Here is a 19804-nt window from a genome sequence, read left to right on the forward strand (position 1 = left end):
AGGGCGTAAGACCATGGCCAAGCTCATGAAGATCGCGATTGTCGATGATGAACAGGACATGCGCCAGTCAATCGGCCAATGGCTGGCACTTTCGGGCTATGACACCGAGACATTTGCCAGCGCCGAAGAGGCACTGAAGGCGCTGACGCCGGATTATCCCGGCATCGTGATCAGCGATATCCGCATGCCCGGCATGGACGGCATGCAATTTCTGAAACGGCTGATGTCGACCGACAGCGCGCTGCCGGTGATCATGATCACCGGTCACGGCGACGTGCCGATGGCGGTCGAGGCCATGCGCCTCGGGGCCTTCGATTTCCTGGAAAAGCCGTTCCAGCCCGACCAGATGAGCCAGTTGGCGAAAAAGGCGGTGAATGCCCGCCGGCTGACGCTCGACAACCGGCAGCTGCGGCGCGAGCTCTCCGACGGCGGCCAGTTGATGAGAAAGCTGATCGGCGCCAGCCCGGTGATGGAGCGGCTGCGCGAAGACATCCTCGATCTGGGTCAGGCCGACGGCCATGTGCTGATCGATGGCGAAACAGGCACCGGCAAGACCCTGGTGGCCCATGCTTTGCATGCGGTGGGCTCGCGCGCCGGCAAGAAATTCGTGCTGGTGAGCTGTGCCGCCTATGAGGACGAGGCGCTGGCGCAACGGCTGTTCGGCCCGGTTCAGCCCGACGAGGCGCGGTTGCCGGCGATCGAAGAGGCCCGCGGCGGCACCCTGGTGCTCGAGGATATCGAGTCGCTCTCCGAGGCCAATCAGGCGCGGTTGCTGAATGCGATCAATGAACAGGGCACCCCGGCCGAAACCCGCATCGTGGCAATCTGCAACATGCAGGAGCAGAACCGCACGCCCGAGGATGCGATCAAGCCGAACCTGTTCTATCGTCTGGCGGCGCTCAGGATCACCGTGCCGCCGCTGCGCCAGCGGGGCGAGGATATCCTGACGCTCTTTACCCGGCTCAGCGAGCAATTTGCCGATGAATACGGCTGCGAAACGCCCGAGGTTTCGGCCCAGGAGGCGGCGCAGCTCTTGCAGGCGCCCTGGCCGGGCAATGTGCGCCAGCTGATCAACATGGCCGAGCGCGCGGTGCTGCAATCGCGCCGCGGCTCCGGCACCATCGCCTCGCTGCTGATGAGCGACCACGAGGAAATGCAGCCGGTGATGACCACCGAGGGCAAGCCGCTCAAGGAATATGTCGAAGCCTTCGAGCGCATGCTGATCGACAATACCATGCGGCGCCACAAGGGCTCGATTTCCAGCGTGATGGACGAATTGTGCCTGCCGCGGCGGACATTGAACGAGAAAATGGCCAAATATGGCCTGCAAAGGTCGGATTACCTCGGCTGACCGGGGCCGGAACGTGGTTTTCCACGGGTGAGACGGGACGACCGGGGACAAGCGATGCAGATCAGATTTGATCGGGGGCCGATGGGGGCCGGGGCCGAGTTCGCCCGGCCCGTGACGCGGATCGAGGCCTGGCAGGCCGCCGATGTGCCGGCTGCGTTTGATGCCCTGGCGGCGGCGCAGAGCCAGGGGTTGTGGCTGGCGGGCTTTGCCAGCTACGAGCTGGGCTATGCGCTCGAGCCACGGCTTGCCGGGCTGATGCCCGCTGGTCGGCGCATGCCGCTCTTGTCCTTTGGTGCCTTCACCGCGCCGGCGCCGGCGCGCGCCTTGCCCGAGGGTGTTGCCGGGCTGGCGCCGGTGCGCCCGGATTGGACGGCGGCGCGATATGCCGGCACCTTTGGCAAGGTGCATGACTGGATCGGCGCCGGCGATATCTATCAGGCCAACCTGACCTTCCCGCTGCGCGCCGAGGCCCGGGGTGACCCGGCGGCGCTTTATGCCGCGCTCTGCGCCCGCCAGCCGGTGGCCCATGGCGCGCTGATCCTCGATCCCGGCCGGCCCGCGGTGCTGTCGCGCTCGCCCGAGCTGTTCTTTCGCACCGACGCCTCGGGCCGCATCGCCACCCGGCCGATGAAAGGCACGGCGCCGCGCGGCGCCACGCCGGCGCAGGACCGCGCGCTGCGCGACGCGCTGACCGGCGACGAAAAGACCCTGGCCGAAAATCTGATGATCGTGGACCTCCTGCGCAACGATCTGTCGCGGCTGGCAGAGCCGGGGACGGTCGCGGTGCCCGAGCTGTTCAAGATCGAGACCTATGCGACACTGCACCAGATGGTCAGCCAGATCGAGGCGCAGCTCCGCCCCGAGGTCACGCTGGCCGATATCTTCCGTGCGCTGTTTCCCTGCGGCTCGATCACCGGCGCGCCGAAGATCCGCGCCATGGAGATCATCCGCGCGCTGGAAGAGACCCCGCGCGAGATCTATTGCGGCGCCATCGGCTGGGCGGCGCCGGACGGGCGGGCCGAGTTCAACGTGGCGATCCGCACGCTGCTGGTCGAAGATGGCCAGGCGGTGTTCAATGTCGGCGGCGGTCTGGTCTGGGACAGCCGTGCCGAGCTGGAATACGAGGAAGCCCTGTGGAAAAGCCGTTTCGCGACGCCCCTGCCGGAACCCGTCTGATCGAGACCATGCTCTGGCAACCGGGCCAGGGCGTCGTCCTGGCCAAGCGCCACCGCGACCGCATGTGCCTGGCCGCAAAGGCGCTGGGATATCCGTTTGATCCCAAGGCATTCGACGCCGCACTTGACGCGATACCCGAAGCGGCGCCCATGCGCCTCCGGCTGACCCTCGACGCCACCGGCCGGCTGGAAGCGGGCCTTGCCCCCGCGCCGGCGCCGGCCGCAAGCTGGCGCATTGCCATCGCCCCCGACCGGCTCGACAGCGCCGATCCCTGGCGCGCGGTCAAATCCAGCAACCGCGCGCTCTACGACCGCGCCCGCGCGCTGTTGCCGCAGCATCTCGACGAGGCGATCTTCCTCAATCAGGGCGGACGGGTCTGCGAAGGCACGATCACCAACCTGATGATCGATGCCGGGCAGGGCGTCTGGATCACCCCGCCACTCTCCGACGGCGTGCTGCCCGGGGTGATGCGCGCCGAGCTGCTTGCCGGCGGTGGCCTGCGCGTCGCCGGCATCACCGAGGCCGATCTCCGTGCCGCCCCGCGCATCCGCCTCTGCAACGCCCTGCGGGGCGTGATCGAGGTGTCCGCCCTGACCGCCTGGCCCGGCTGATCTTCCTCTTGCCGAAAATACCCTCGGGGGAGGCCGGCGCAGCCGGCCGGGGGCAGCGCCCCCAAGCGCCCGCCCTCAGACCGACCGCATCAGCATGCCGAAGAGATCGCGCGGATCGTCGGGATCGGCCAGCAGGTCGAGATCGGCGTAATATTCCGTGCCCCGGATCCGGTCGCGCACGAAACGCAGGGCCGAGAAATCCTCGATCGCAAAGCCGACACTGTCGAACAGCGTCACCTGCTGGGCATCGCGGCGCCCCGGCGCGCTGCCGCTGACCACCTGCCAGAGCTCGGTGAACGGATGGTCCTCCGGCATCTGCTGCAATTCCCCCTCGATCCGGGTCTGTTCGGGATATTCCACGAACATCTCGGCCCGCGCGACGATGTCGCGGTGCAGCTCGGTCTTGCCCGGGCAATCGCCGCCGATGGCGTTGATATGCACCCCGGCGCCGACCATGTTGTCGGTCAGGATGGTGGCATTCTGCTTGTCGGCGGTGCAGGTGGTCAGGATCTGCGCCCCCTCGATCGCCTCTTCCGCCGTGTCGCAGCAGACAACGGTCAGCCCGTGGCCCGCCAGGTTGCGCGCCACCTTCTCGGTGGCCCGGCTGTCGATGTCGTAAAGCCGCACGCTGTCGATGCCCAGCAGCGCCTTCATCGCCAGGGTCTGAAATTCCGCCTGGGCGCCATTGCCGATCATCGCCATGCAGTGGGCGCCCCTGGGCGCCAGGTATTTCGCCGCCATCGCCGAGGTCGCGGCCGTGCGCATCGCGGTCAGCAGCGTCATCTCGGTCAGAAGCACCGGATAGCCGGTATAGACATCGGCCAACAAACCGAATGCGGTGACGGTTTGCAGCCCCTCTTTGGTGTTTTTGGGATGGCCGTTGACGTATTTGAAGCCATAGGCCTCGCCGTCCGAGGTCGGCATCAGCTCGATCACCCCGACCTCGGAATGCGAGGCGACGCGCGGCGTCTTGTCGAAGAGCTCCCAGCGGCGGAAATCGGCCTCGATATAGCCGGCCAGGTCGCGCAGCATCGCCTCGACGCCGATATGGTGGATCAGCCGCATCATGTGATCGACCGAGACAAAGGGCACCAGCGCCTTGTCCGACGGCGCGAGTTCGGCGGGTTTCAGCGGTTTCACAGGGGGCTCCATCAGATATAGGACCGGGTCGGCCGGTCAAAGACGCGCCGGCCCAACGCCGAGGCGGCCAGGTCGACCATCGCCTGGGCGGTGCGGCCGCGTTCGTCGAGAAAGGGGTTGAGTTCGACCATGTCCATCGAGGTCATTCGGCCGCTGTCACAGATCAGTTCCATCGCCAGATGGCCTTCGCGGATCGTCGCGCCGCCGGGCACGGTGGTGCCCACCGCCGGCGCGATCGAGGGATCGAGGAAATCCACGTCGAGCGAGACATGCAGCGCGCCATCGGCCGCCTCGACCCGGCTCAGAAAGGCCGAAAGCGGCGTGGCGATGCCGGTCTCGTCGATCTCGCGCATGTCGTGGTAATGGATGCCGCTGTCTTGCAGCATCGCGCGCTCCGCCGGATCGACCGAGCGCAGCCCGATGATGCAGATGTTCTCTTCCGGCACCGGCGCGGTCACCTTGGGAAAGCCGGGAAAGCCCTTGCGGCCGGTGGCATAGGCCAGCGGCGTGCCATGGAGATTGCCCGAAGTGGTGGTCTCGGCAGTGTGGAAATCGCTGTGCGCATCGAGCCAGAGCACGAATTGCGGCCGGCCTTTCGAGGCGGCATGCGCCGCCACGCCCGGCACGGTGCCGAGCGAGATCGCGTGATCGCCGCCGAGAAAGATCGGCAGCCCGCGCGCCATCGCCTGTTCCGCCTCGCGGATCAGCCGATAGGTCCAGGCGATGGTTTCCTGCGGCCTGTGCAGCCGGCCGCTGGCATCGTCGGGGCTGTGGCTGGCCGGTGTCAGGTTGCCGTCGTCCACCACCTTGAGGCCCAGATCGCGCAGCGCCCGCGCCAGGCCGGCGGTACGATAGGCATCCGGCCCCATGAGACAGCCGTCGCGGCGTTTGCCGCTGTCCATTGGCGCGCCGATCAAAAGACAGGTTTTCGGTTTCATCCATCGCTCCCGGTGACTTGATCCACAGACACTATGACGGATAGAACGGACGGAGTGCAGCGCTCAAACTGCCCGGTTCGGGGGTTGATTTGACAGATCGACGGGAGAATTGACCGAAATGGATATAACCGATCAGCGGCTTATCGCGGCGTTGCGTCATGACGCCCGGGCCTCGCTCTCCGATCTGGCGGCGCGTCTCGGGCTGTCGCGTACCACCGTGCGCGCCCGGATCGAGCGGCTTCAGGCCCGCGGCGAGATCCTCGGCTTTACCGTGGTGCTCAAGGGGGATGCGGCGCGCGACCCGGTGCGCGGGCTGATGATGATCGGCATCGAGGGGCGCGGCACCGATCGTATCCTGCGCCAGCTTCAGGGGCTGACCGAGGTGCGGGCGTTGCATTCCACCAATGGCCGCTGGGACGTGATCGCCGAAATCGGCACCGAGACGCTCGAGGCCTTCGATGCGGTGCTGGCGCAGATTCGCCGGTTCGACGGCGTGGCCCGGTCAGAGACCAGCCTGCTGCTTTCGACGCGCAAATCCGGCTGAGGCGGCCGGTCCGATCGTCAGGCGGCGGCGCGCGCCGCCTTGAGCCAGACCAGAACCAGCAGCGCCGAGAACAAGGCGTTCCAATTGGCCATGGTCAGCCCGAACAGGAAAGGCGTGAAGCTATCGCAGAGCACCAGCGCCGGCGCCTCTGAACCGCCCGGCAGCAGATCGCCGCCGGTGAGGCTGCCAAGGTCTTCGCCGCTGCCGGTGCAGCTTGCCGGGCCTTGCCACCACTTGCGCTCGACGCCGCTGTGAAAGACGGCGATCCCGGCGGTGGTTGCCGCCGCCAGCGCCCCCAGAAGCGGCAGCAGGCGGCCGGGCAGGGCCAGCGCCAAGGCGCCGATCAGGACGGCGGCGGCATGCGGCCAGCGCTGCCAGAGGCACATGGCGCAGGGCGCCCAGCCCAGCGCCTGAAACAGGAAGGCCCCGGCCAGAAGCAGGAACGAGCCGCCGGCGGCGAGCAGAACAAGCGAAGTGCGGGTCATCAGAGATACCTCACTAGGACGAAGCCACCGATCAGGGTGACCATGAAGGCGCTGAGCGCGAGACCCAGCCGCCGTTCGATGAAATCGCGGATCGGAGCGCCGCAGAAATAGAGCAGCCCGGCGACCAGGAAGAAGCGGATGCCGCGGGCGATGACCGAAGTGACGAGGAAGGTCATCAGGGGCATGCCGGTCCAGCCCGACATGATGGTGATGACCTTGTAGGGAAACGGCGTGATCCCGGCAATCAGCACCGCCCAGAAGCCGAAATCGTTGAACCGGGTGTTGAAGGCCGCCATGGCGTCGCCCTTGCCCAGCGCCTCGAGGATCGGCTGGCCCAGCGCCTCGTAGAAAAAGGCGCCGATGGCATAGCCCAGAAGCCCGCCCAGCACCGAAGACACCAGCGCCACCAACGCGATCAGCCAGGCCCGCGACGGCCGTGCGATGATCATCGGAATCATCAGCACATCCGGCGGTATCGGAAAGACCGAACTTTCCACAAAGGACACGACGGCGAGCACCCAGAGGGCATTCGGATGTTCGGCCATGGCCAGGGTGCGGGTATAAAGCCTGTGCAGCATGCCAGCCTCAGAGCATGCGGCGCGGGCCGGGTCAAGAGCCCACAAAACCGCGATTTCCCCTCTGGACGCCCGCCGCGCGGGGCGATATGCGAGGGGAGCGTGCCCAAGTGGCGGAATGGTAGACGCAGGGGATTCAAAATCCCCCGGCTTAGCGGCCTTGTCGGTTCGAGTCCGACCTTGGGTACCATCTCATTCCAGTCAATCCGGTGCCGCGGCCGCGAATGCCGCGCGTTTTGCGGCTATTCGCTCCGGCAGATCAGGATGTCATCCGGGGGGGGCGGTCCCGGCTTCGGGATCCAGCACCGCGCGCAACTCTTTCTGGTTGCGGTATCCGATCAGGATACCGGCCTTGGCCTCGCCAAGGCTGGCGTTGCGAATTGCGCCGGGACCGGTCGAAGAACATGCTTTCGAGCCGCACCAGCACCTGCGCATGGGCCGGATCGCCGCTCAGAGCGGCAAGCTCGTCGGGATCGGTCTCGAGATCGAGAAGCATCGGCCGGACGCCTTCGGCAAAGATGTATTTTCACCGGCTGTCAAAGATCATCGTCAGCCGGGCGTGTTCGGCTGCAAGGCGTGGCCTTCGAGGATATGCGGCACCGCGGCGCCGCCAAAAAAATCTATCGGCCTCGGGGCTGGGGGCCACGATGATCAGCGGCCCCCGCGCCGAGGCGGCGTGAACCAGCTCTTTCTCGCCCAGCGAGTGATCGCCGAGATAATTGCCATGGTCCGAGGTGAAGATGATCATCGTGTCATCGGCGATGCCCTGATCCTCGACAAAGGCCATCAGCCGGCCGATCTGGTCGTCGCGCTGCTTGATGAGGCCCATACAGGCGGTCAGCACCCGGGTCCTGGCGGTGTCGTCGCAGAACGCCTGCGACATTCGTGCCTGCATGAAGGCGCCATCGACCGGATGCGGATCGGCCTTTTCCGCGGCGCGCACCATCGGCGCGTCATATGTGGAACACGGCTGACCGGGCGCAGCCGGTCAGTCGGGCGTGTCCAGTTGCGACCGCATCGGCGCCAGCGGGTCGTCGTCCAGAACGGCGTGCAGCTTTTCGGCGATCTCGATGCACATGGCATGCTCTTCCGCGCTCAGCGCCTGAACCAGCCGGTCTTCGAACTCCAGCGCGGCCGGCAGGATTTCCCCCAGCACGGTCTGGCCTTTCTCGGTCAGCGAGATCTCGACCAGGCGGCTGTCCTGCTTGCCGGTGACCTTGCGCACCATCCCCGCGGCCTGAAGTTTCGCCACGGTGCGGCTGACCCTGGGTTTCTCGAGATTGGCATAGCTGTGGATCTCGCGGACCGAGGCCTGCTTGCTGCGCGCCAGATGCACGAGCACGCGCCATTCCGGCACCGAAATGCCGTGCGATCGACCATATTCCAATGCCAGACGCCGGCTGATCCGCTCGGACAGGATGGCGAGGCGGTAGGGAAGAAAGGTCGAAAGGTCAAAAGACTCCATGGGCATGGTCCAGCTTCAGGGTTGTTTCATGTGCAATGATATTGACATTCGTTTCGATTGCAACGATAAAGAATTTGTTTCGGCTGCAACGATTCATCCGGGGCATTGTTCCGGCACGACATCGGCAGACCAGAGGTTCAAGGAGAGAGACATGGCCAAGGCATTCGCGTCCCAGGGCGACACCAGCGAAAAGGAGATTTCCTTTACCGAGATCGGCGAGGGGCTCTTTGCCTTTACCGCCGAGGGCGATCCGAACTCGGGTGTGATCATCGGCGACGACAGCGTGATGATCGTCGAGGCCCAGGCCACGCCGCGGCTGGCCAACAAGGTGATTGATTGCGTGCGCTCGGTCACCGACAAGCCGATCACCCATGTGGTGATGACGCATTATCACGCGGTTCGGGTGCTTGGCGCCTCGGCTTTCGATGCGCAGCAGGTCATCATGTCCGACAAGGCCCGCGCCATGGTGGTGGAACGCGGGCAAGAGGACTGGGACAGCGAATTCCAGCGCTTCCCGCGCCTGTTCGAGGGACATGAGAGCATTCCCGGCCTGACCTGGCCCACCACCACCTTCAACGACCAGATGACCGTCTACCTCGGCAACCGCAAGGTCGAGATCAAGCAGATCGGCCGCGCCCATACCGCCGGCGACAGTGTGATCTGGGTGCCGGACGCGCAATGCATGTTCACCGGCGACATCGTCGAGGACCACTCGGCCTGCTATTGCGGCGACGGCCATTTCGAGGATTGGGGCGGCACGCTGGACGCGGTCAAGGCCTATGATCCGCAAAGCATCGCCCCGGGCCGTGGCGCTGCGCTGATCGGGCGCGAGGCGGTGGAGTCCGCCATCGCCTCGACCCGCGATTTCGTCGAGTCCACCTATCTGCCGGCCAAACAGGTCGCGGCCCGGGGCGGCAGCCTCAAGGACGCCTGGGATGCGGTGCGCGAGGCCTGCGACCCGAAGTTCAAGGACTATGCGATCTACGAGCATTGCCTGCCGTTCAACGTCTCGCGCGCATATGACGAGGCCCGCGGAATCGACACGCCGCGGATCTGGACCGCCGAGCGCGACGTCGCGATGTGGGAAGCGCTGCAAGACTGACCGGCAGCGCGGTGCCGCCCGGCAATGCCCGACAGACCGGCGGGCGGCACCGCAAGACACCTCTTGCGGAGGAGACGAGAGACATGTTCGACGACAGATACACCGTGGCCCACAAGATCTATCCCTATGAAAGATCGCCTGATCAGGACAAGGCAAGCGCGGTGCGCCACCCGGTGGTGATTGTGGGCGGCGGCCCGGTGGGCATCGCCACGGCACTCGACCTCGGCCAGCAGGGCGTGCCGGTGCTGGTGCTCGACGATCACGAAGGCATCGGCCAGGGCAGCCGCGCGATCTGTTTTTCCAAGCGCAGCCTGGAAATTGCCGATCGCTATGGCTGTGCCGGGCCGATGATCGACAAGGGGGTGGTCTGGAACCTCGGCAAGGTCTTTCACCGCGATGAGAAGGTGTTCGAATTCAATCTCTTGCCCGAGGAAGGCCACAAGTATCCGGCCTTCATCAACCTTCAGCAGCCCTATTTCGAGCGGTTCATGGTCGACCGGTTGCGGCAGTTGCAGGCCGCGGGTGCGCCGATCCAGCTGCGTGGCAAGAACCGGGTCGACGAGATCGAGGTGCATGACGATCATGTGGTGCTGGAGGTGATGACGCCGGACGGCCCCTACAGTCTCGAAGCCGATTGGCTGGTGGCCTGCGACGGCGCCAATTCGCCGCTGCGCACCCGACTGGGCCATGAGTTCACCGGCAAGGTCTTTCAGGACAGCTTCCTGATTGCCGATATCCGCATGACCGGCGACACCGAGTTTCCGACCGAACGCTGGTTCTGGTTCGAGCCGTCGCACGGGCAGGGCGCCTCGACCCTGCTGCACAAGCAGCCCGACGGTGTCTGGCGCGTCGATTTCCAGATCGGCTGGGACATCGACCGCAAGGAAGAGATGAAGGAGGACAACATCCGCCGCCGTCTCGATGCCTTTCTCGGCCCGGTCCGCTACGAGATCGTCTGGTCTTCGATCTACACCTTTCAGAGCAAGCGGATGGCGCGTTTTCGCCACGGGCCGGTGATCTTTGCCGGCGATGCGGCGCATCAGGTCTCGCCCTTTGGCGCGCGGGGCGCGAATTCGGGCATGCAGGACGCCGACAATCTCGGCTGGAAGCTGGGGCTGGTGGTGCAGGGCAAGGCGCCGGCCAAACTGCTCGACAGCTATTCGGATGAACGGGTGCACGGGGCCGACGAAAACATCCTGAATTCCACCCGCTCGACCGATTTCATCACCCCGAAATCCGAGATCAGCAAGATATTCCGCGATGCGGTGCTGGGGCTTGCGCGGACGGTGGCATTTGCCCGGCCGCTGGTGAATTCCGGTCGCCTGTCAGTGCCCTGCGTCTATGACGGGCTGTCACTGAACGGCCCCGACGCCCTGACCGGCGGCCCCGCGCGCACCCGCGTCGGCGCGCCGATGGTCGATGCGCCGGCGGGCGATGACTGGCTGCTGGGGCTGCTGGGGGGCGACTTCCGGCTAATGACCATCGATGCCGAGGCGCCGGAGCGCCTGGAGGTTGACAGGATTACCGTGACCCGCGTGGCGCTCTCGGCCAAGGGCAACCCCGATCTGGCGGCGCGCTATCTGGGCGATGCCACGTCGGCGGTCTACCTGATGCGGCCCGATCAACATGTCGCCGCGCGCTGGCCAGGGTTCGATGCGGCCGAGGTGACGCGCGCCCTGAAGATCGCAACCAGACGCGCCTGAGGAGAGACGATGATGACCCCCCTGAACACCGAGCCCAACATTGCCAACCCGGATGACTTCTATGCCAGGCTTCTGGCCGCGCATGAGGGTCGGAGCAAAGCGGAAAGCGACGCGCTGAACGCCCGGTTGGTGCTGATCCTGTGCAACCATATCGGCGATACGGACGTGCTGGGCCAGGCAATCGATCTGGCCGCCGAGGGCTGATCGGCCCCCGGCGCGCGCCGGCGGTTCAGAGCGTGACCACCGGGGCAAACCCGCCATAGATCAACCGCGTGCCGTCGAAGGGCATCGGGTTCTTTTCCGGGTCCATACGCGGATCGGCGGTGTCGGGATTCTCCATCCACTCGGTCATGGTCTTCATCGCCCGGTCGCGGGTCGGCTTGTCGGGCCATTCGATCCAGGAAAAGACCACGGTTTCCTCCGGCTCGGCCTTCACCGCCCCGCGGAAATCGGTGACCTTGCCCTCCGGCACGTCATCACCCCAGCATTCGACCACGCGGATTGCGCCCAGATCGATGAACACGCTGTCGGCGTGTTGCGCATGGTCGATGAACTTCTGCTTGTTGGCGGTGGGCACCGCGATCACGAATCCGTCGATATAACTCATTTTCTCTCTCCTCATTAAAGCTGGTCACTCACCCTCGGCCGCGGCTTCGAGGGCCGCGATATCGATCTTGCGCATGGTCATCATTGCCTCGAAGGCGCGGGCGGCCTTGTCGCTGTCGGCGCTGGTGGTCAGCTCGAGCAGCACCCTGGGGGTGATCTGCCAGGAAAAGCCCCAGCGATCCTTGCACCAGCCGCAGGCGCTTTCCTGGCCACCATTGCCGACAATGGCGGCCCAGTACCGGTCGGTCTCCTCCTGGTTCTCGGTCACCACCATGAAGCTGACCGCCTCGTCGGGGGTGAAGTTCGGACCGCCGTTCAGCCCGACGAACTTCCGCCCCAGAACGGTGAATGTCACCGTCAGCTCGCTGCCCTTGGTGCCGCCGGGAAAATCGGCCGGCGCGGTGTTCACCCGGTCGACATGGCTGTCCGGGAAGGTCGCGGCATAGAAGTCGGCGGCCTTGCCGGCCTCGCCATGGTCAAACCAAATGCAGGTGACGAGATCGGTCATGACGGCATCCCCTGGGCCTTGGCCCCTTCAAAGCTGAGCATCCAGGGCGTGCCGTATCTGTCGGTGAACATGGCAAACCGCTCGGCCCAGAAGGTCTCGGCCGGCTCCATCGCCACCGCGCGCGCGTCCTGCGCCAGGGCGGCATGGATCCGGTCGAACTCCTCCCGCGAACTTGGCGCGATGGAGATGCGAAAGCCGGCGGGGGTGTCGTAGAACTCGTCGGTGTTGTCCGACGCCATGACCACGGCCTGACCCAGTGCCATGCTCATATGCATGATCATGTCGTCGCCGCCGGGCATGCGGCTCTCGGGATCGGGGGTGTCGGCATTGCGAAACACGGTCTTGATCTCGCCGCCCAACACGTCGGCATAATGGGTCATCGCCTGAAGGCAATCGCCCTTGAAGAAAAGATAGATCGTCGGGTCCATCAGAAGGTCTCCTTTCGCGGGTCAGTCGGTTTCCGGGGCAGTCGTCGTTTGTCGTGCCGTGCCGCCGGTCCTGCCGGTGCCGGCAATGATCAGGCCGACGCGCGGTGCCGCATCCGGGCACGGGCAAACCCGGGGACGGCCGGCGCCTCCGGGGCGGGCGGTCTGGCCATACTGCCGAGACTACAGCAACCGGCCGCCCGGCCTGTCAAGCGCGGGGCGATGGTTGGGCCGGTTGTCGCCTGATCGCTTTGGCCAATGCCGGTCAGGCAGGGGCAGGCGCCCCGGTCCTCTGTCGCCGAAGCTTCGGGCGCACGCCATCTGTGGCAGATATGCCTCGGCTATGTATCATGTCGTCACGGCCCGCCGTTCCGGTCATCCGGCGGCAAAAGACGCCGCGGCCCAGCCCGTGCGGGCCCTTGTTGCCGCGTGTCGGAATGCAGGACGTGTCAAGTATACAATACGTTACATTCCTCGCGTGGTTGTAACCTTGCCCCCCGGCGTATCGGGGGTATCTAGAGGCTCAAGAATGGCAATCTGGCAAGGAGCAGAATGATGTCCTCAAACGGCTCGAACACCTGGAACCGGCGCGGGGTAATCGCCGGCGCGGCGGCGCTGATCGCGGCGCCTGCGGTGCTGCGCGCGCAGGCGGCGGGGCAGGCGGATGGCGTGCGCCGCAATATCTCGTCGTTCCAGACCCATGACTGGCGCGATCATTTCGACCGGCTGGGCAAGGGCATCATTATCGCCGACACCAATTCGCGGATGCTGCAACATTGGACGTCGGACGGTGAGGTGCGGATTTATCCCACCTCGGTGCCGATCTCGGAAGAACTGACCAAGCGCGGCTATACCGAGGTGATCGAGAAAAAGGAAATGCCGGGCTGGGGCCCGACGCCCTCGATGCGCGAGCGCGACCCGACGCTGCCGGCCTATGTCAAGGGCGGCGATCCGCGCAACCCGCTGGGCACGCGGGCGCTGTACCTGTCCTGGACCTATTACCGCATCCACGGCACCCAGGATACGCGCAAGATCGGGCGGCGCTCCTCCAGCGGCTGCATCGGGCTCTACAATCCGCAGATCGAAGAGGTCTATGACCGGGCGCCGGTGGGCACGCAGGTCAAGCTGATCTGACGACCAGGGGCGCGCGACCGCCCTGAATCAAGAAACCATGGAAAAGGCCGGCCAGGATGTGCCGGCCTTTTCCGATTTGAAGGTCACGCCGCGGCGCGTGCGGCGCGGTGGTTGCGTGCCATGCGGGTGAGCAGGTTGAAGGCTTGCAGCGTCGCGCCGACATTGGCCTGCCGCTGGCCAGCGATGTCGAAGGCGGTGCCATGGGCCGGCGTGGCCACCGGGATCGGCAAGCCGCCCGCCACGGTCACGCCCCGATCGAACCCCATCAGCTTGATCGCGATCTGTCCCTGGTCGTGGTACATGGTGACCACGGCATCGACCTCGCCGCGTTGCGCCTTGAGGAATACCGTGTCCGAGGGCCAGGGGCCGGTGACATTTTTCTGCCGGGCCCGGGCGGCGTCGATCGCGGGTTGCAGGACGTCGATCTCCTCGCGACCGAATTTGCCATTGTCGCCGGCGTGGGGGTTGAGCGCGGCCACGGCGATATGCGGCCGGGTGTTGCCGGCGCGTTTCAGCGTGTCTTCGGCCAGGCCGATGGCCTTTTCCACCGCTTCGGTGGTGATCCGCTCGGCCACGTCGCGCAGGCCAATGTGGCTGGTGACGCGGGTGGTCATCAGATCCCCCAACACGTTGATTTCGCTGTGATATCCGTCAAACCCGATGTAGCGCGCCATGTAGCGGTGCTCATCCTCGGCGTCGAGGCCGGCGCTGGTCAGCGCCGCCTTGTTGAAGGGGCCGAAAAGCACGCCGTCGACCTTGTTTGCCAGCGCCAGATCGAGCGCCTTGTCGAGACAGCGCAGGCTGCATCTTCCGCCCGCTTGCGTCACCTCGGCAATCCGCACCTCGTCGGGTGTGATGGTTTGCATCGGCAGCCAGGCCAGCCCCTCCTGCGAGCCGATCTCGGTCTCGCCGGTTTCGATCAGATCCAGCGGAAGCCCTGCCTGTTCGGCGCCTTGTTGCCAGACATGGGCATCGCCGATCAGCAGGATCTCGGCGGCCGTGCGCACGCCGTCCTCGTTCAGCAAGCGGGCGATCAGTTCCGGCCCGATGCCCGAGGGGTCGCCGGGAATGATGGCGATGCGTGGTTTCGGATCGGTCATTGAATGAACCCCGTAAGAGCGAGTGACACCTGCGGCACATAGGTGACCAGCAGAAGGATGAAGGCGAGCACGCCGATGAAGGGCAGATTGGTGCGCGAGGTTTCCCAGATGCCCGCCTTGGCGATCGAGCACGATGTGATCAGCACCGAGGCCACGGGCGGCGTCTGTTGTCCGATGGCGAGGTTGAGCGTCACCATGATGCCGAAGTGGATCGGATCGATGCCCACTGCATTGACCAGCGGCATGACCACCGGCACCACCAGGATGATTGCCGCGGCTCCGTGCAGAAACATGCCCAGCACCAGCAGCAGCAGGTTCAGAAGCGCCAGCACGATCAGCGGATTGGTGGTCAGTTCGGTGATCTGCTGCGCCAGTTGCTGCGGCACCTGCGCCTGGGTCAGAAACAGCCCCAGCGCGGCCGAGGTGGCGACCAGCAACATGACCACGCCGGTCTGGCTGACCCCTTCGAGCATCACCTTGCGCAGGCGCGACACATCCAGATCGCGGTAGATGAAGATGCCGATCACCAGCGCCGCCAACACCGCCAGCCCGGCGCCTTCGGTCGCCGTCACTAGGCCGGAAAAGATACCGCCCAGGATGATGACCGGCATCATCAGCGCCCAGAGCGCCTCTTTGAACGAGCGCCAGACGTGGCCGAGGTCGAACCCTTCGGCGCGGGGCAGGTCGTAGCGCACGGCCATGATGTAGGTGACGGTCATCAACAGCACGCCGCCCAGCACACCCGGCACGACACCGGCGATGAAGAGCTTGAGCACCGAGGTCTCGGCGATCGCGCCGTAGAGGATCATCGGGATCGACGGCGGGATGATGATCGCGAGCGAGGCCGAGGACGAGGTGATGGCCGCGGCCAGGGTGCGGGAATAGCCGCGTTTCTTCATCTCGGGGATCAGAACGGTGCCGGTGGCGGCCACATCGGCGACGGCCGAGCCCGAGATCTCGGCAAAGACCATCGAGACGCCGATGTTCACCATGCCCAGCCCGCCGCGGACAAAGCCGATCAGCGCGGTGACGAAGTTGATCAGGCGCACGGAAATGCCCGAGGTGTTCATCAGGTTGCCCGCGAGGATGAACAGCGGAATGGCGATCAGCGGAAACGACGTTGTGCCGGAGTAGAGCGCGATGGCCATATCATACAGCGTGGCGCCGCCGGGAGTGAGCAGGAGGCCGCCCAGGGCGACAATGCCGATGGCAACGGCAATCGGCACGTTGATCAGGATTAGCCCGATCAGCGAAACCGTGGTGGCAAGAAGGATCATTTCGTCGTGTCCTTTCCGGACATTTTCTCGTTTTCGCGTTCGGCCTCGGCGATGGCCTGTTCAATCTCGGCGTGTTCGGCATCGATCCCCGAGGCGGCAAAGCGCAGCGCGCGCGGCATGGTCAGCAGGGTGCCGAGGATCATCAGCACGGCGGTGATCGGAATCACCGATTGCACGATGTCGAGCGTCATCCAGCGGATCGAGAGCAGCGAATCCCACTTCGCCACCGCCAGAACCGCATTGCCGTACCAGGCGACCACCGCGAAAAAGCCGATCACCAGCACCTCGGACAGCCGCGCCAGGGCCACGGCGGCCCGTTTCGGCAGCGCGGCGACAATGCCGCCAAAGCTCATGTGGTGGCGCAGGAACAGCGCATAGGTCGCGCCGAAATAGGTCAGCCAGGCCAGGAGAACGCTGGCGATCTCGTCATACCAGGACGGCGACGACCCGAGATACCGCATGGTGGTGGAATAGATCACCGCCACGGCCAGCGTGACGAGCAGGGCCAGGCAGATAGTTTCGATGATCCAGAGGATCACCTTTTCGAATTTCGCGACCATCGCGCAAATTCCCCTCAAGTCAAAAGCCGTCGGCCGGGGGGACCCGGCCGACGCTGTTGCGGTTGATCAGTTGGCCAGAGCCTGGGCGCTGTTCACCAGTTCGGCACCGCCCTCGACCTTGTTGGCAAAGGCCTCGTAGATCGGCGCCGAGGCCGCGATAAAAGCTTTCTTGTCCGCGACATTGACTTCCATGCCGGCTTCCTTGACCTTGTCGACCAAGGCATTGTCGGCGGCTTCGCCCTGGGCCAGAGACCAGTCCTGCACTGTGGCGGCAACGCTGCTGACGGCGGATTTCACGTCGTCGGGCAGGGCGTTCCACGTTTGAAGCCCGGTGGTCAGATAGGTTGGCGAATAAACGTGGCCAGTCAGGCTCAGGTGTTTCTGCACCTCCTGGAAATTCGCCCCTGTGATGTTGGTCAGCGGGTTTTCCTGGCCGTCCATCGTGCCGGTCTGCAAGGCGACGAATACCTCGGAAAAGGACATCGGTGTCGGGTTTGCACCCCATTCCTTGAACATGGCAACCCGCCATTCCGAGGACGGCGTGCGGATCTTCAGCCCGTCGAGATCGGCCGGCGTGTTGATCGGGCGCGAGTTGTTGGTGATCTGGCGGAAGCCGTTTTCCCAGGTCGACAGCACCTTGAGCCCGGCGTCTTCGGCCTTGGGCGCAAGCTGTTTCTGCACGATCTCGGCATCGATCGCCTTGAGATGCGTGCGATCCTGCACCAGGAACGGCATGTCGAACAGGGCGAATTCCGGCGCGACGTTGGTCATGATCGAGGAGACCAGTGTGAACTGCACTGTGCCCAGCCGCAGCTTCTGCATCAGCTCCTTTTCATCGCCAAGCTGGCCGTCGGCATAGAATTCGACGCTATGGGCATCCCCGAGCTCGGCCCGGAGGTCTTCGGCGAACTTGGCGGCGCTGCGTCCCTGAAGGCTGTTCGAGGCGGCACCCACCGCGACGATATAGGTCTCGGCGGCCACCGGGGCGCCGGCCAGCGCCGCAACACAGGCCATCAGGCTGGCAGTTATGCCGGTTCTGAGAATTTTCATTGATTGGTCTCCTCTCCCTTGCGGACAGCAAATCGCATATCCGTCCAATGTATTTTGTATACATGTCGCAAGTATGGACGAACAGGTTTTTTTTGGATAATATGAATCTGCCGCAAATTGCCGCGAATATTGCAGTTGAATCAAAGGACTAGTGGATGGGTTCCTCGCTTGCCATCACCAATCGCTCTCTCCATGACCAGGTCGTGAGCAAGGTGCGCGATCTGATTATTGAAGGAACATTGGAGCCGGGGAGCCGAATCGACGAGGCGCGTCTCATCGACGAGCTGGGGGTCTCTCGCACACCGTTCCGCGAGGCGTTGCGCACGCTTGCCGCCGAGGGGCTGGTGATAGTGCGGCCCTCGAAAGGCAGTATCGTGCGCAAGCTGACGCCGGATGACGTGTTTTCCATGCTCGAGGTGCTGGGCAATCTCGAAAAGCTGGCCGGCGAACTGGCCTGTGAACGGGCGAGCGACCCGGAAATCTCGGCCCTGATCGAACTTCATAACCGGATGATGGAATGTTACCGCACCGGCGAGCGGTTGCCCTATTACAAGCTGAACCAGGAATTTCACGCGCGGCTGGCGGAATTGTCGAAGAACGAAACGCTGGTGGAGATGCAGGCCAATATCCAGGCCCGGCTCAAGCGGATTCGTTACATCGGCAATCAGAAACCCGATTCCTGGTCCGGCGCGGTCGCCGATCACGAGGACATGGTGCGCGCGCTGAAGGACAGGGACGGGCCGCGCCTCGGCGAGACCATGGCGAGCCACCTCAAAAAGACCTGGGATCGGGTCAAGGACAGCATCTAGCATGACTCCCGGGGCAAAGGCGGCACCGCGAAGGGTTGGAACAGGCAAGGCGATGCAGCGATGGTCAATCTGACGGCATGACGGTATTTTCTCGAGGTCGTTCGGCTGGGGTCGATCCGGCTTGCGGCCGATCGGCTGCATGTTTCGCCGTCGGCGATCAGCCGGCAATTGGCCAAGCTCGAACGCGAATTCGATGGCCAACTGGTGGAGCGGCGCGCCAATGGGGTCGAGCTGACCGAGGCCGGCAAGGTCGCGGCCGAGCATTTCGCGGCAATCTTTGACCAGGTGGATCTGGTCAAGGGCGAAATCTCGGATCTGCTGAAGCTGAAGGCCGGCAGCGTCTCGATCGCCACCGTCGAGGGGATCTCCGATCCCTTCCTCTCGGAACAGATCCAGGCGTTTCGCCAGAAGTTTCCGGCAATCGATTTCCGGGTACGGATCCGCGGGCGCGAGCGGGTATTGGAGGCGCTGGAACAGCATCTTTGCCAGGTCGGCTTTGTCTACGACCATTTTACGCACCCGATGATCGAGATTGTCGGGCAGTGGCAGCAGCCGCTGCTGGCGCTGGCGCCGCCATCGCATCCGCTGGCCGACGGGCGGCGGCTGCACCTGGGCGATCTGGTCGAGGCGGCCTGCGTGCTGCCCGATGACAGTTTCGGCATCCATCACCTGATCAACCGCGCCTTTCGCAAGATCGCGGCGCGCCCGAAACCGATCATGGTGGCGGATCAGCTGCATTTCCTGATCCGGCACGCCGTCCACACCACGTCGATTGTCTATGTGCCCTTGCAGGCCGCCCTGCGCGAGGTCGAGGCCGGCGAACTGGTGCCGCTGAACCTCGACTGCAAGGATTTCGACCACCGGTTCATCTATGCCATCGTGCGCCGCGACCAGCGCCGATCACCGGCTTGCGAGGCCTTTATCAATGCGCTGGTGTCCAATTTCCCGAAAAGCGAGAAACTGGACGCCAGGATATTGAAACGTCTGCGCGGGGCTCAGGCGTGAAGTTCGATCGTGATGTCGGCCTCGACCGGGGCGTTCAGGCCAAGCTCGTGCTGGGTCAGCGCGGCGCGGGCGTGTTTTCCGTTTTCCTCGCCCCATAGCGCGACAAAAAGGTCCGATGCGCCGTTCAGCACCCGATGCGGCTCGGTGAAGCCGGGGGCGCAGGAGATATAGCCGATCTGTCAATCGGCATCCAATTGTGGGTCCGACTCAATTTCTGTGGTGCCATCATGCCGAATGTTG

At 64.7% G+C, this 19804-nt stretch carries 24 protein-coding genes, 1 tRNA gene and 1 pseudogene; 12 read left to right on the plus strand and 14 right to left on the minus strand.

Annotated features, from left to right (window positions below):
- Nucleotides 1-13 precede the first annotated feature (13 nt).
- Genes PVW49_RS14905 through PVW49_RS14915 form a run of 3 tightly spaced genes read left to right on the plus strand, consistent with a single transcriptional unit; the run spans nucleotide 14 to nucleotide 3138 of the window.
- The gene (locus PVW49_RS14905) at nucleotides 14-1351 is read left to right on the plus strand and encodes a sigma-54-dependent transcriptional regulator (protein ID WP_048531520.1); all 1338 of its coding nucleotides are present in this window, start codon (nucleotides 14-16) and stop codon (nucleotides 1349-1351) included.
- Between the two features lie 54 nt (nucleotides 1352-1405).
- On the plus strand, nucleotides 1406-2527 hold the full coding sequence (locus tag PVW49_RS14910) for an aminodeoxychorismate synthase component I (protein WP_274590906.1): 1122 nt from the start codon (nucleotides 1406-1408) through the stop codon (nucleotides 2525-2527).
- Nucleotides 2485-3138 carry an aminotransferase class IV gene (locus PVW49_RS14915; RefSeq protein WP_274590907.1) on the plus strand — a complete coding sequence of 218 codons (654 nt, stop codon included), beginning with the start codon at nucleotides 2485-2487 and terminating at the stop codon, nucleotides 3136-3138. The genes PVW49_RS14910 and PVW49_RS14915 overlap by 43 nt, the downstream gene beginning before the upstream one ends.
- Nucleotides 3139-3213: 75 nt before the next feature.
- On the opposite strand, the gene PVW49_RS14920 is transcribed toward PVW49_RS14915, so the two are convergent.
- Entirely contained in the window at nucleotides 3214-4278 is a 1065-nt protein-coding gene (locus PVW49_RS14920) for an ornithine cyclodeaminase (protein ID WP_274590908.1), read from the minus strand.
- Nucleotides 4279-4289: 11 nt separating this feature from the next.
- Complete coding sequence (rocF, locus tag PVW49_RS14925; RefSeq protein ID WP_074835571.1) at nucleotides 4290-5216, minus strand: arginase; 927 nt, start codon at nucleotides 5214-5216, stop codon at nucleotides 4290-4292.
- Between the two features lie 118 nt (nucleotides 5217-5334).
- Between rocF and PVW49_RS14930 the strand changes: the two genes are divergently transcribed.
- On the plus strand, nucleotides 5335-5760 hold the full coding sequence (locus tag PVW49_RS14930; protein WP_074835573.1) for an Lrp/AsnC family transcriptional regulator: 426 nt from the start codon (nucleotides 5335-5337) through the stop codon (nucleotides 5758-5760).
- Between the two features lie 17 nt (nucleotides 5761-5777).
- Here the strand turns inward: PVW49_RS14930 and PVW49_RS14935 are convergent, their stop codons facing one another.
- Both PVW49_RS14935 and PVW49_RS14940 read right to left on the minus strand, forming a co-directional pair.
- The gene (locus PVW49_RS14935; RefSeq protein WP_048531529.1) at nucleotides 5778-6245 is read right to left on the minus strand and encodes a disulfide bond formation protein B; all 468 of its coding nucleotides are present in this window, start codon (nucleotides 6243-6245) and stop codon (nucleotides 5778-5780) included.
- Nucleotides 6245-6823, minus strand: coding sequence for a YqaA family protein (locus tag PVW49_RS14940; protein ID WP_048531531.1), 579 nt, complete (start codon nucleotides 6821-6823; stop codon nucleotides 6245-6247). Before PVW49_RS14940 ends, PVW49_RS14935 begins: the two co-directional genes overlap by 1 nt.
- A 101-nt stretch (nucleotides 6824-6924) precedes the next feature.
- Here PVW49_RS14940 and PVW49_RS14945 point away from each other — a divergent pair.
- Nucleotides 6925-7010 (plus strand) — tRNA-Leu (locus PVW49_RS14945).
- 336 nt (nucleotides 7011-7346) lie between these two features.
- Here the strand turns inward: PVW49_RS14945 and PVW49_RS14950 are convergent.
- Together PVW49_RS14950 and PVW49_RS14955 are read right to left on the minus strand one after the other, a co-directional pair.
- Nucleotides 7347-7766 carry a sulfatase-like hydrolase/transferase gene (locus tag PVW49_RS14950; RefSeq protein WP_274590909.1) on the minus strand — a complete coding sequence of 140 codons (420 nt, stop codon included), beginning with the start codon at nucleotides 7764-7766 and terminating at the stop codon, nucleotides 7347-7349.
- Between the two features lie 42 nt (nucleotides 7767-7808).
- Nucleotides 7809-8285, minus strand: a complete 477-nt coding sequence (locus tag PVW49_RS14955; RefSeq protein ID WP_244526437.1) for a MarR family winged helix-turn-helix transcriptional regulator — start codon at nucleotides 8283-8285, stop codon at nucleotides 7809-7811.
- Nucleotides 8286-8436: 151 nt separating this feature from the next.
- Here PVW49_RS14955 and PVW49_RS14960 point away from each other — a divergent pair, with 151 nt between their 5' ends.
- The 3 genes from PVW49_RS14960 (at nucleotide 8437) to PVW49_RS14970 (ending at nucleotide 11294) form a co-directional block, all read left to right on the plus strand.
- Nucleotides 8437-9387 (plus strand): MBL fold metallo-hydrolase, encoded by a 951-nt coding sequence (locus tag PVW49_RS14960; protein ID WP_274565433.1) that lies wholly within the window; start codon nucleotides 8437-8439, stop codon nucleotides 9385-9387.
- 83 nt (nucleotides 9388-9470) lie between these two features.
- Complete coding sequence (locus PVW49_RS14965) at nucleotides 9471-11090, plus strand: FAD-dependent oxidoreductase (protein ID WP_274590910.1); 1620 nt, start codon at nucleotides 9471-9473, stop codon at nucleotides 11088-11090.
- Nucleotides 11091-11099: 9 nt separating this feature from the next.
- Nucleotides 11100-11294: a DUF2783 domain-containing protein gene (locus PVW49_RS14970; protein ID WP_074835578.1), complete on the plus strand. Its 195-nt coding sequence runs from the start codon at nucleotides 11100-11102 to the stop codon at nucleotides 11292-11294.
- Between the two features lie 25 nt (nucleotides 11295-11319).
- On the opposite strand, the gene PVW49_RS14975 is transcribed toward PVW49_RS14970, so the two are convergent.
- The 3 genes from PVW49_RS14975 to PVW49_RS14985 are packed head-to-tail and all read right to left on the minus strand — an operon-like array spanning nucleotide 11320 to nucleotide 12632.
- Nucleotides 11320-11697, minus strand: coding sequence for a DUF1428 domain-containing protein (locus PVW49_RS14975; protein ID WP_048531613.1), 378 nt, complete (start codon nucleotides 11695-11697; stop codon nucleotides 11320-11322).
- Nucleotides 11698-11721: 24 nt separating this feature from the next.
- The gene (locus tag PVW49_RS14980; protein ID WP_274590911.1) at nucleotides 11722-12204 is read right to left on the minus strand and encodes a VOC family protein; all 483 of its coding nucleotides are present in this window, start codon (nucleotides 12202-12204) and stop codon (nucleotides 11722-11724) included.
- Nucleotides 12201-12632 (minus strand): VOC family protein, encoded by a 432-nt coding sequence (locus PVW49_RS14985; RefSeq protein ID WP_274590912.1) that lies wholly within the window; start codon nucleotides 12630-12632, stop codon nucleotides 12201-12203. Before PVW49_RS14985 ends, PVW49_RS14980 begins: the two co-directional genes overlap by 4 nt.
- A gap of 552 nt (nucleotides 12633-13184) precedes the next feature.
- Between PVW49_RS14985 and PVW49_RS14990 the strand changes: the two genes are divergently transcribed.
- A complete protein-coding gene (locus PVW49_RS14990; protein ID WP_048531618.1) occupies nucleotides 13185-13763 on the plus strand; it encodes a L,D-transpeptidase in 579 nt (192 codons plus the stop codon).
- An 83-nt stretch (nucleotides 13764-13846) separates the two neighbouring features.
- On the opposite strand, the gene PVW49_RS14995 is transcribed toward PVW49_RS14990, so the two are convergent.
- From PVW49_RS14995 to PVW49_RS15010, 4 genes are all read right to left on the minus strand, one after another.
- Nucleotides 13847-14863 carry a 4-hydroxythreonine-4-phosphate dehydrogenase PdxA gene (locus PVW49_RS14995; RefSeq protein WP_074835582.1) on the minus strand — a complete coding sequence of 339 codons (1017 nt, stop codon included), beginning with the start codon at nucleotides 14861-14863 and terminating at the stop codon, nucleotides 13847-13849.
- On the minus strand, nucleotides 14860-16140 hold the full coding sequence (locus tag PVW49_RS15000) for a TRAP transporter large permease (RefSeq protein ID WP_048531621.1): 1281 nt from the start codon (nucleotides 16138-16140) through the stop codon (nucleotides 14860-14862). Before PVW49_RS15000 ends, PVW49_RS14995 begins: the two co-directional genes overlap by 4 nt.
- Nucleotides 16137-16700: a TRAP transporter small permease gene (locus PVW49_RS15005; RefSeq protein WP_274590913.1), complete on the minus strand. Its 564-nt coding sequence runs from the start codon at nucleotides 16698-16700 to the stop codon at nucleotides 16137-16139. The genes PVW49_RS15000 and PVW49_RS15005 overlap by 4 nt, the downstream gene beginning before the upstream one ends.
- 66 nt (nucleotides 16701-16766) lie before the next feature.
- Nucleotides 16767-17714: a TRAP transporter substrate-binding protein gene (locus tag PVW49_RS15010; protein WP_420415973.1), complete on the minus strand. Its 948-nt coding sequence runs from the start codon at nucleotides 17712-17714 to the stop codon at nucleotides 16767-16769.
- Nucleotides 17715-17905: 191 nt separating this feature from the next.
- Between PVW49_RS15010 and PVW49_RS15015 the strand changes: the two genes are divergently transcribed.
- The 3 genes and pseudogenes from PVW49_RS15015 (at nucleotide 17906) to PVW49_RS15025 (ending at nucleotide 19564) form a co-directional block, all read left to right on the plus strand.
- Nucleotides 17906-18559, plus strand: coding sequence for a GntR family transcriptional regulator (locus PVW49_RS15015; protein ID WP_274565438.1), 654 nt, complete (start codon nucleotides 17906-17908; stop codon nucleotides 18557-18559).
- Nucleotides 18560-18652: 93 nt separating this feature from the next.
- Nucleotides 18653-18796, plus strand: a pseudogene (locus PVW49_RS15020) (helix-turn-helix domain-containing protein); the annotation flags it as partial.
- A gap of 48 nt (nucleotides 18797-18844) precedes the next feature.
- Complete coding sequence (locus PVW49_RS15025; protein ID WP_274590918.1) at nucleotides 18845-19564, plus strand: substrate-binding domain-containing protein; 720 nt, start codon at nucleotides 18845-18847, stop codon at nucleotides 19562-19564.
- On the opposite strand, the gene PVW49_RS15030 is transcribed toward PVW49_RS15025, so the two are convergent.
- The gene (locus PVW49_RS15030; protein ID WP_274590915.1) at nucleotides 19555-19695 is read right to left on the minus strand and encodes a hypothetical protein; all 141 of its coding nucleotides are present in this window, start codon (nucleotides 19693-19695) and stop codon (nucleotides 19555-19557) included. The two genes, PVW49_RS15025 and PVW49_RS15030, sit on opposite strands and share 10 nt — an antisense overlap.
- Nucleotides 19696-19804 lie beyond the last annotated feature (109 nt).

Source organism: Marinovum sp. PR37 (assembly GCF_028807375.1).
Lineage (GTDB): Bacteria > Pseudomonadota > Alphaproteobacteria > Rhodobacterales > Rhodobacteraceae > Marinovum > Marinovum algicola.

What these genes read in the sequence shown, in the direction of transcription:
- PVW49_RS14905 (WP_048531520.1), top strand. Translation starts at nt 14, where the DNA reads ATGGCCAAGCTCATGAAGATCGCGATTGTCGATGATGAACAGGACATG.
- PVW49_RS14910 (WP_274590906.1), top strand. Translation starts at nt 1,406, where the DNA reads ATGCAGATCAGATTTGATCGGGGGCCGATGGGGGCCGGGGCCGAGTTC.
- rocF (WP_074835571.1), bottom strand. Translation starts at nt 5,216, where the DNA reads ATGAAACCGAAAACCTGTCTTTTGATCGGCGCGCCAATGGACAGCGGC.
- PVW49_RS14930 (WP_074835573.1), top strand. Translation starts at nt 5,335, where the DNA reads ATGGATATAACCGATCAGCGGCTTATCGCGGCGTTGCGTCATGACGCC.
- PVW49_RS14935 (WP_048531529.1), bottom strand. Translation starts at nt 6,245, where the DNA reads ATGACCCGCACTTCGCTTGTTCTGCTCGCCGCCGGCGGCTCGTTCCTG.
- PVW49_RS14940 (WP_048531531.1), bottom strand. Translation starts at nt 6,823, where the DNA reads ATGCTGCACAGGCTTTATACCCGCACCCTGGCCATGGCCGAACATCCG.
- PVW49_RS14950 (WP_274590909.1), bottom strand. Translation starts at nt 7,766, where the DNA reads ATGGTGCGCGCCGCGGAAAAGGCCGATCCGCATCCGGTCGATGGCGCC.
- PVW49_RS14955 (WP_244526437.1), bottom strand. Translation starts at nt 8,285, where the DNA reads ATGGAGTCTTTTGACCTTTCGACCTTTCTTCCCTACCGCCTCGCCATC.
- PVW49_RS14960 (WP_274565433.1), top strand. Translation starts at nt 8,437, where the DNA reads ATGGCCAAGGCATTCGCGTCCCAGGGCGACACCAGCGAAAAGGAGATT.
- PVW49_RS14965 (WP_274590910.1), top strand. Translation starts at nt 9,471, where the DNA reads ATGTTCGACGACAGATACACCGTGGCCCACAAGATCTATCCCTATGAA.
- PVW49_RS14970 (WP_074835578.1), top strand. Translation starts at nt 11,100, where the DNA reads ATGATGACCCCCCTGAACACCGAGCCCAACATTGCCAACCCGGATGAC.
- PVW49_RS14975 (WP_048531613.1), bottom strand. Translation starts at nt 11,697, where the DNA reads ATGAGTTATATCGACGGATTCGTGATCGCGGTGCCCACCGCCAACAAG.
- PVW49_RS14980 (WP_274590911.1), bottom strand. Translation starts at nt 12,204, where the DNA reads ATGACCGATCTCGTCACCTGCATTTGGTTTGACCATGGCGAGGCCGGC.
- PVW49_RS14985 (WP_274590912.1), bottom strand. Translation starts at nt 12,632, where the DNA reads ATGGACCCGACGATCTATCTTTTCTTCAAGGGCGATTGCCTTCAGGCG.
- PVW49_RS14990 (WP_048531618.1), top strand. Translation starts at nt 13,185, where the DNA reads ATGTCCTCAAACGGCTCGAACACCTGGAACCGGCGCGGGGTAATCGCC.
- PVW49_RS14995 (WP_074835582.1), bottom strand. Translation starts at nt 14,863, where the DNA reads ATGACCGATCCGAAACCACGCATCGCCATCATTCCCGGCGACCCCTCG.
- PVW49_RS15000 (WP_048531621.1), bottom strand. Translation starts at nt 16,140, where the DNA reads ATGATCCTTCTTGCCACCACGGTTTCGCTGATCGGGCTAATCCTGATC.
- PVW49_RS15005 (WP_274590913.1), bottom strand. Translation starts at nt 16,700, where the DNA reads ATGGTCGCGAAATTCGAAAAGGTGATCCTCTGGATCATCGAAACTATC.
- PVW49_RS15010 (WP_420415973.1), bottom strand. Translation starts at nt 17,714, where the DNA reads ATGGCCTGTGTTGCGGCGCTGGCCGGCGCCCCGGTGGCCGCCGAGACC.
- PVW49_RS15015 (WP_274565438.1), top strand. Translation starts at nt 17,906, where the DNA reads ATGGGTTCCTCGCTTGCCATCACCAATCGCTCTCTCCATGACCAGGTC.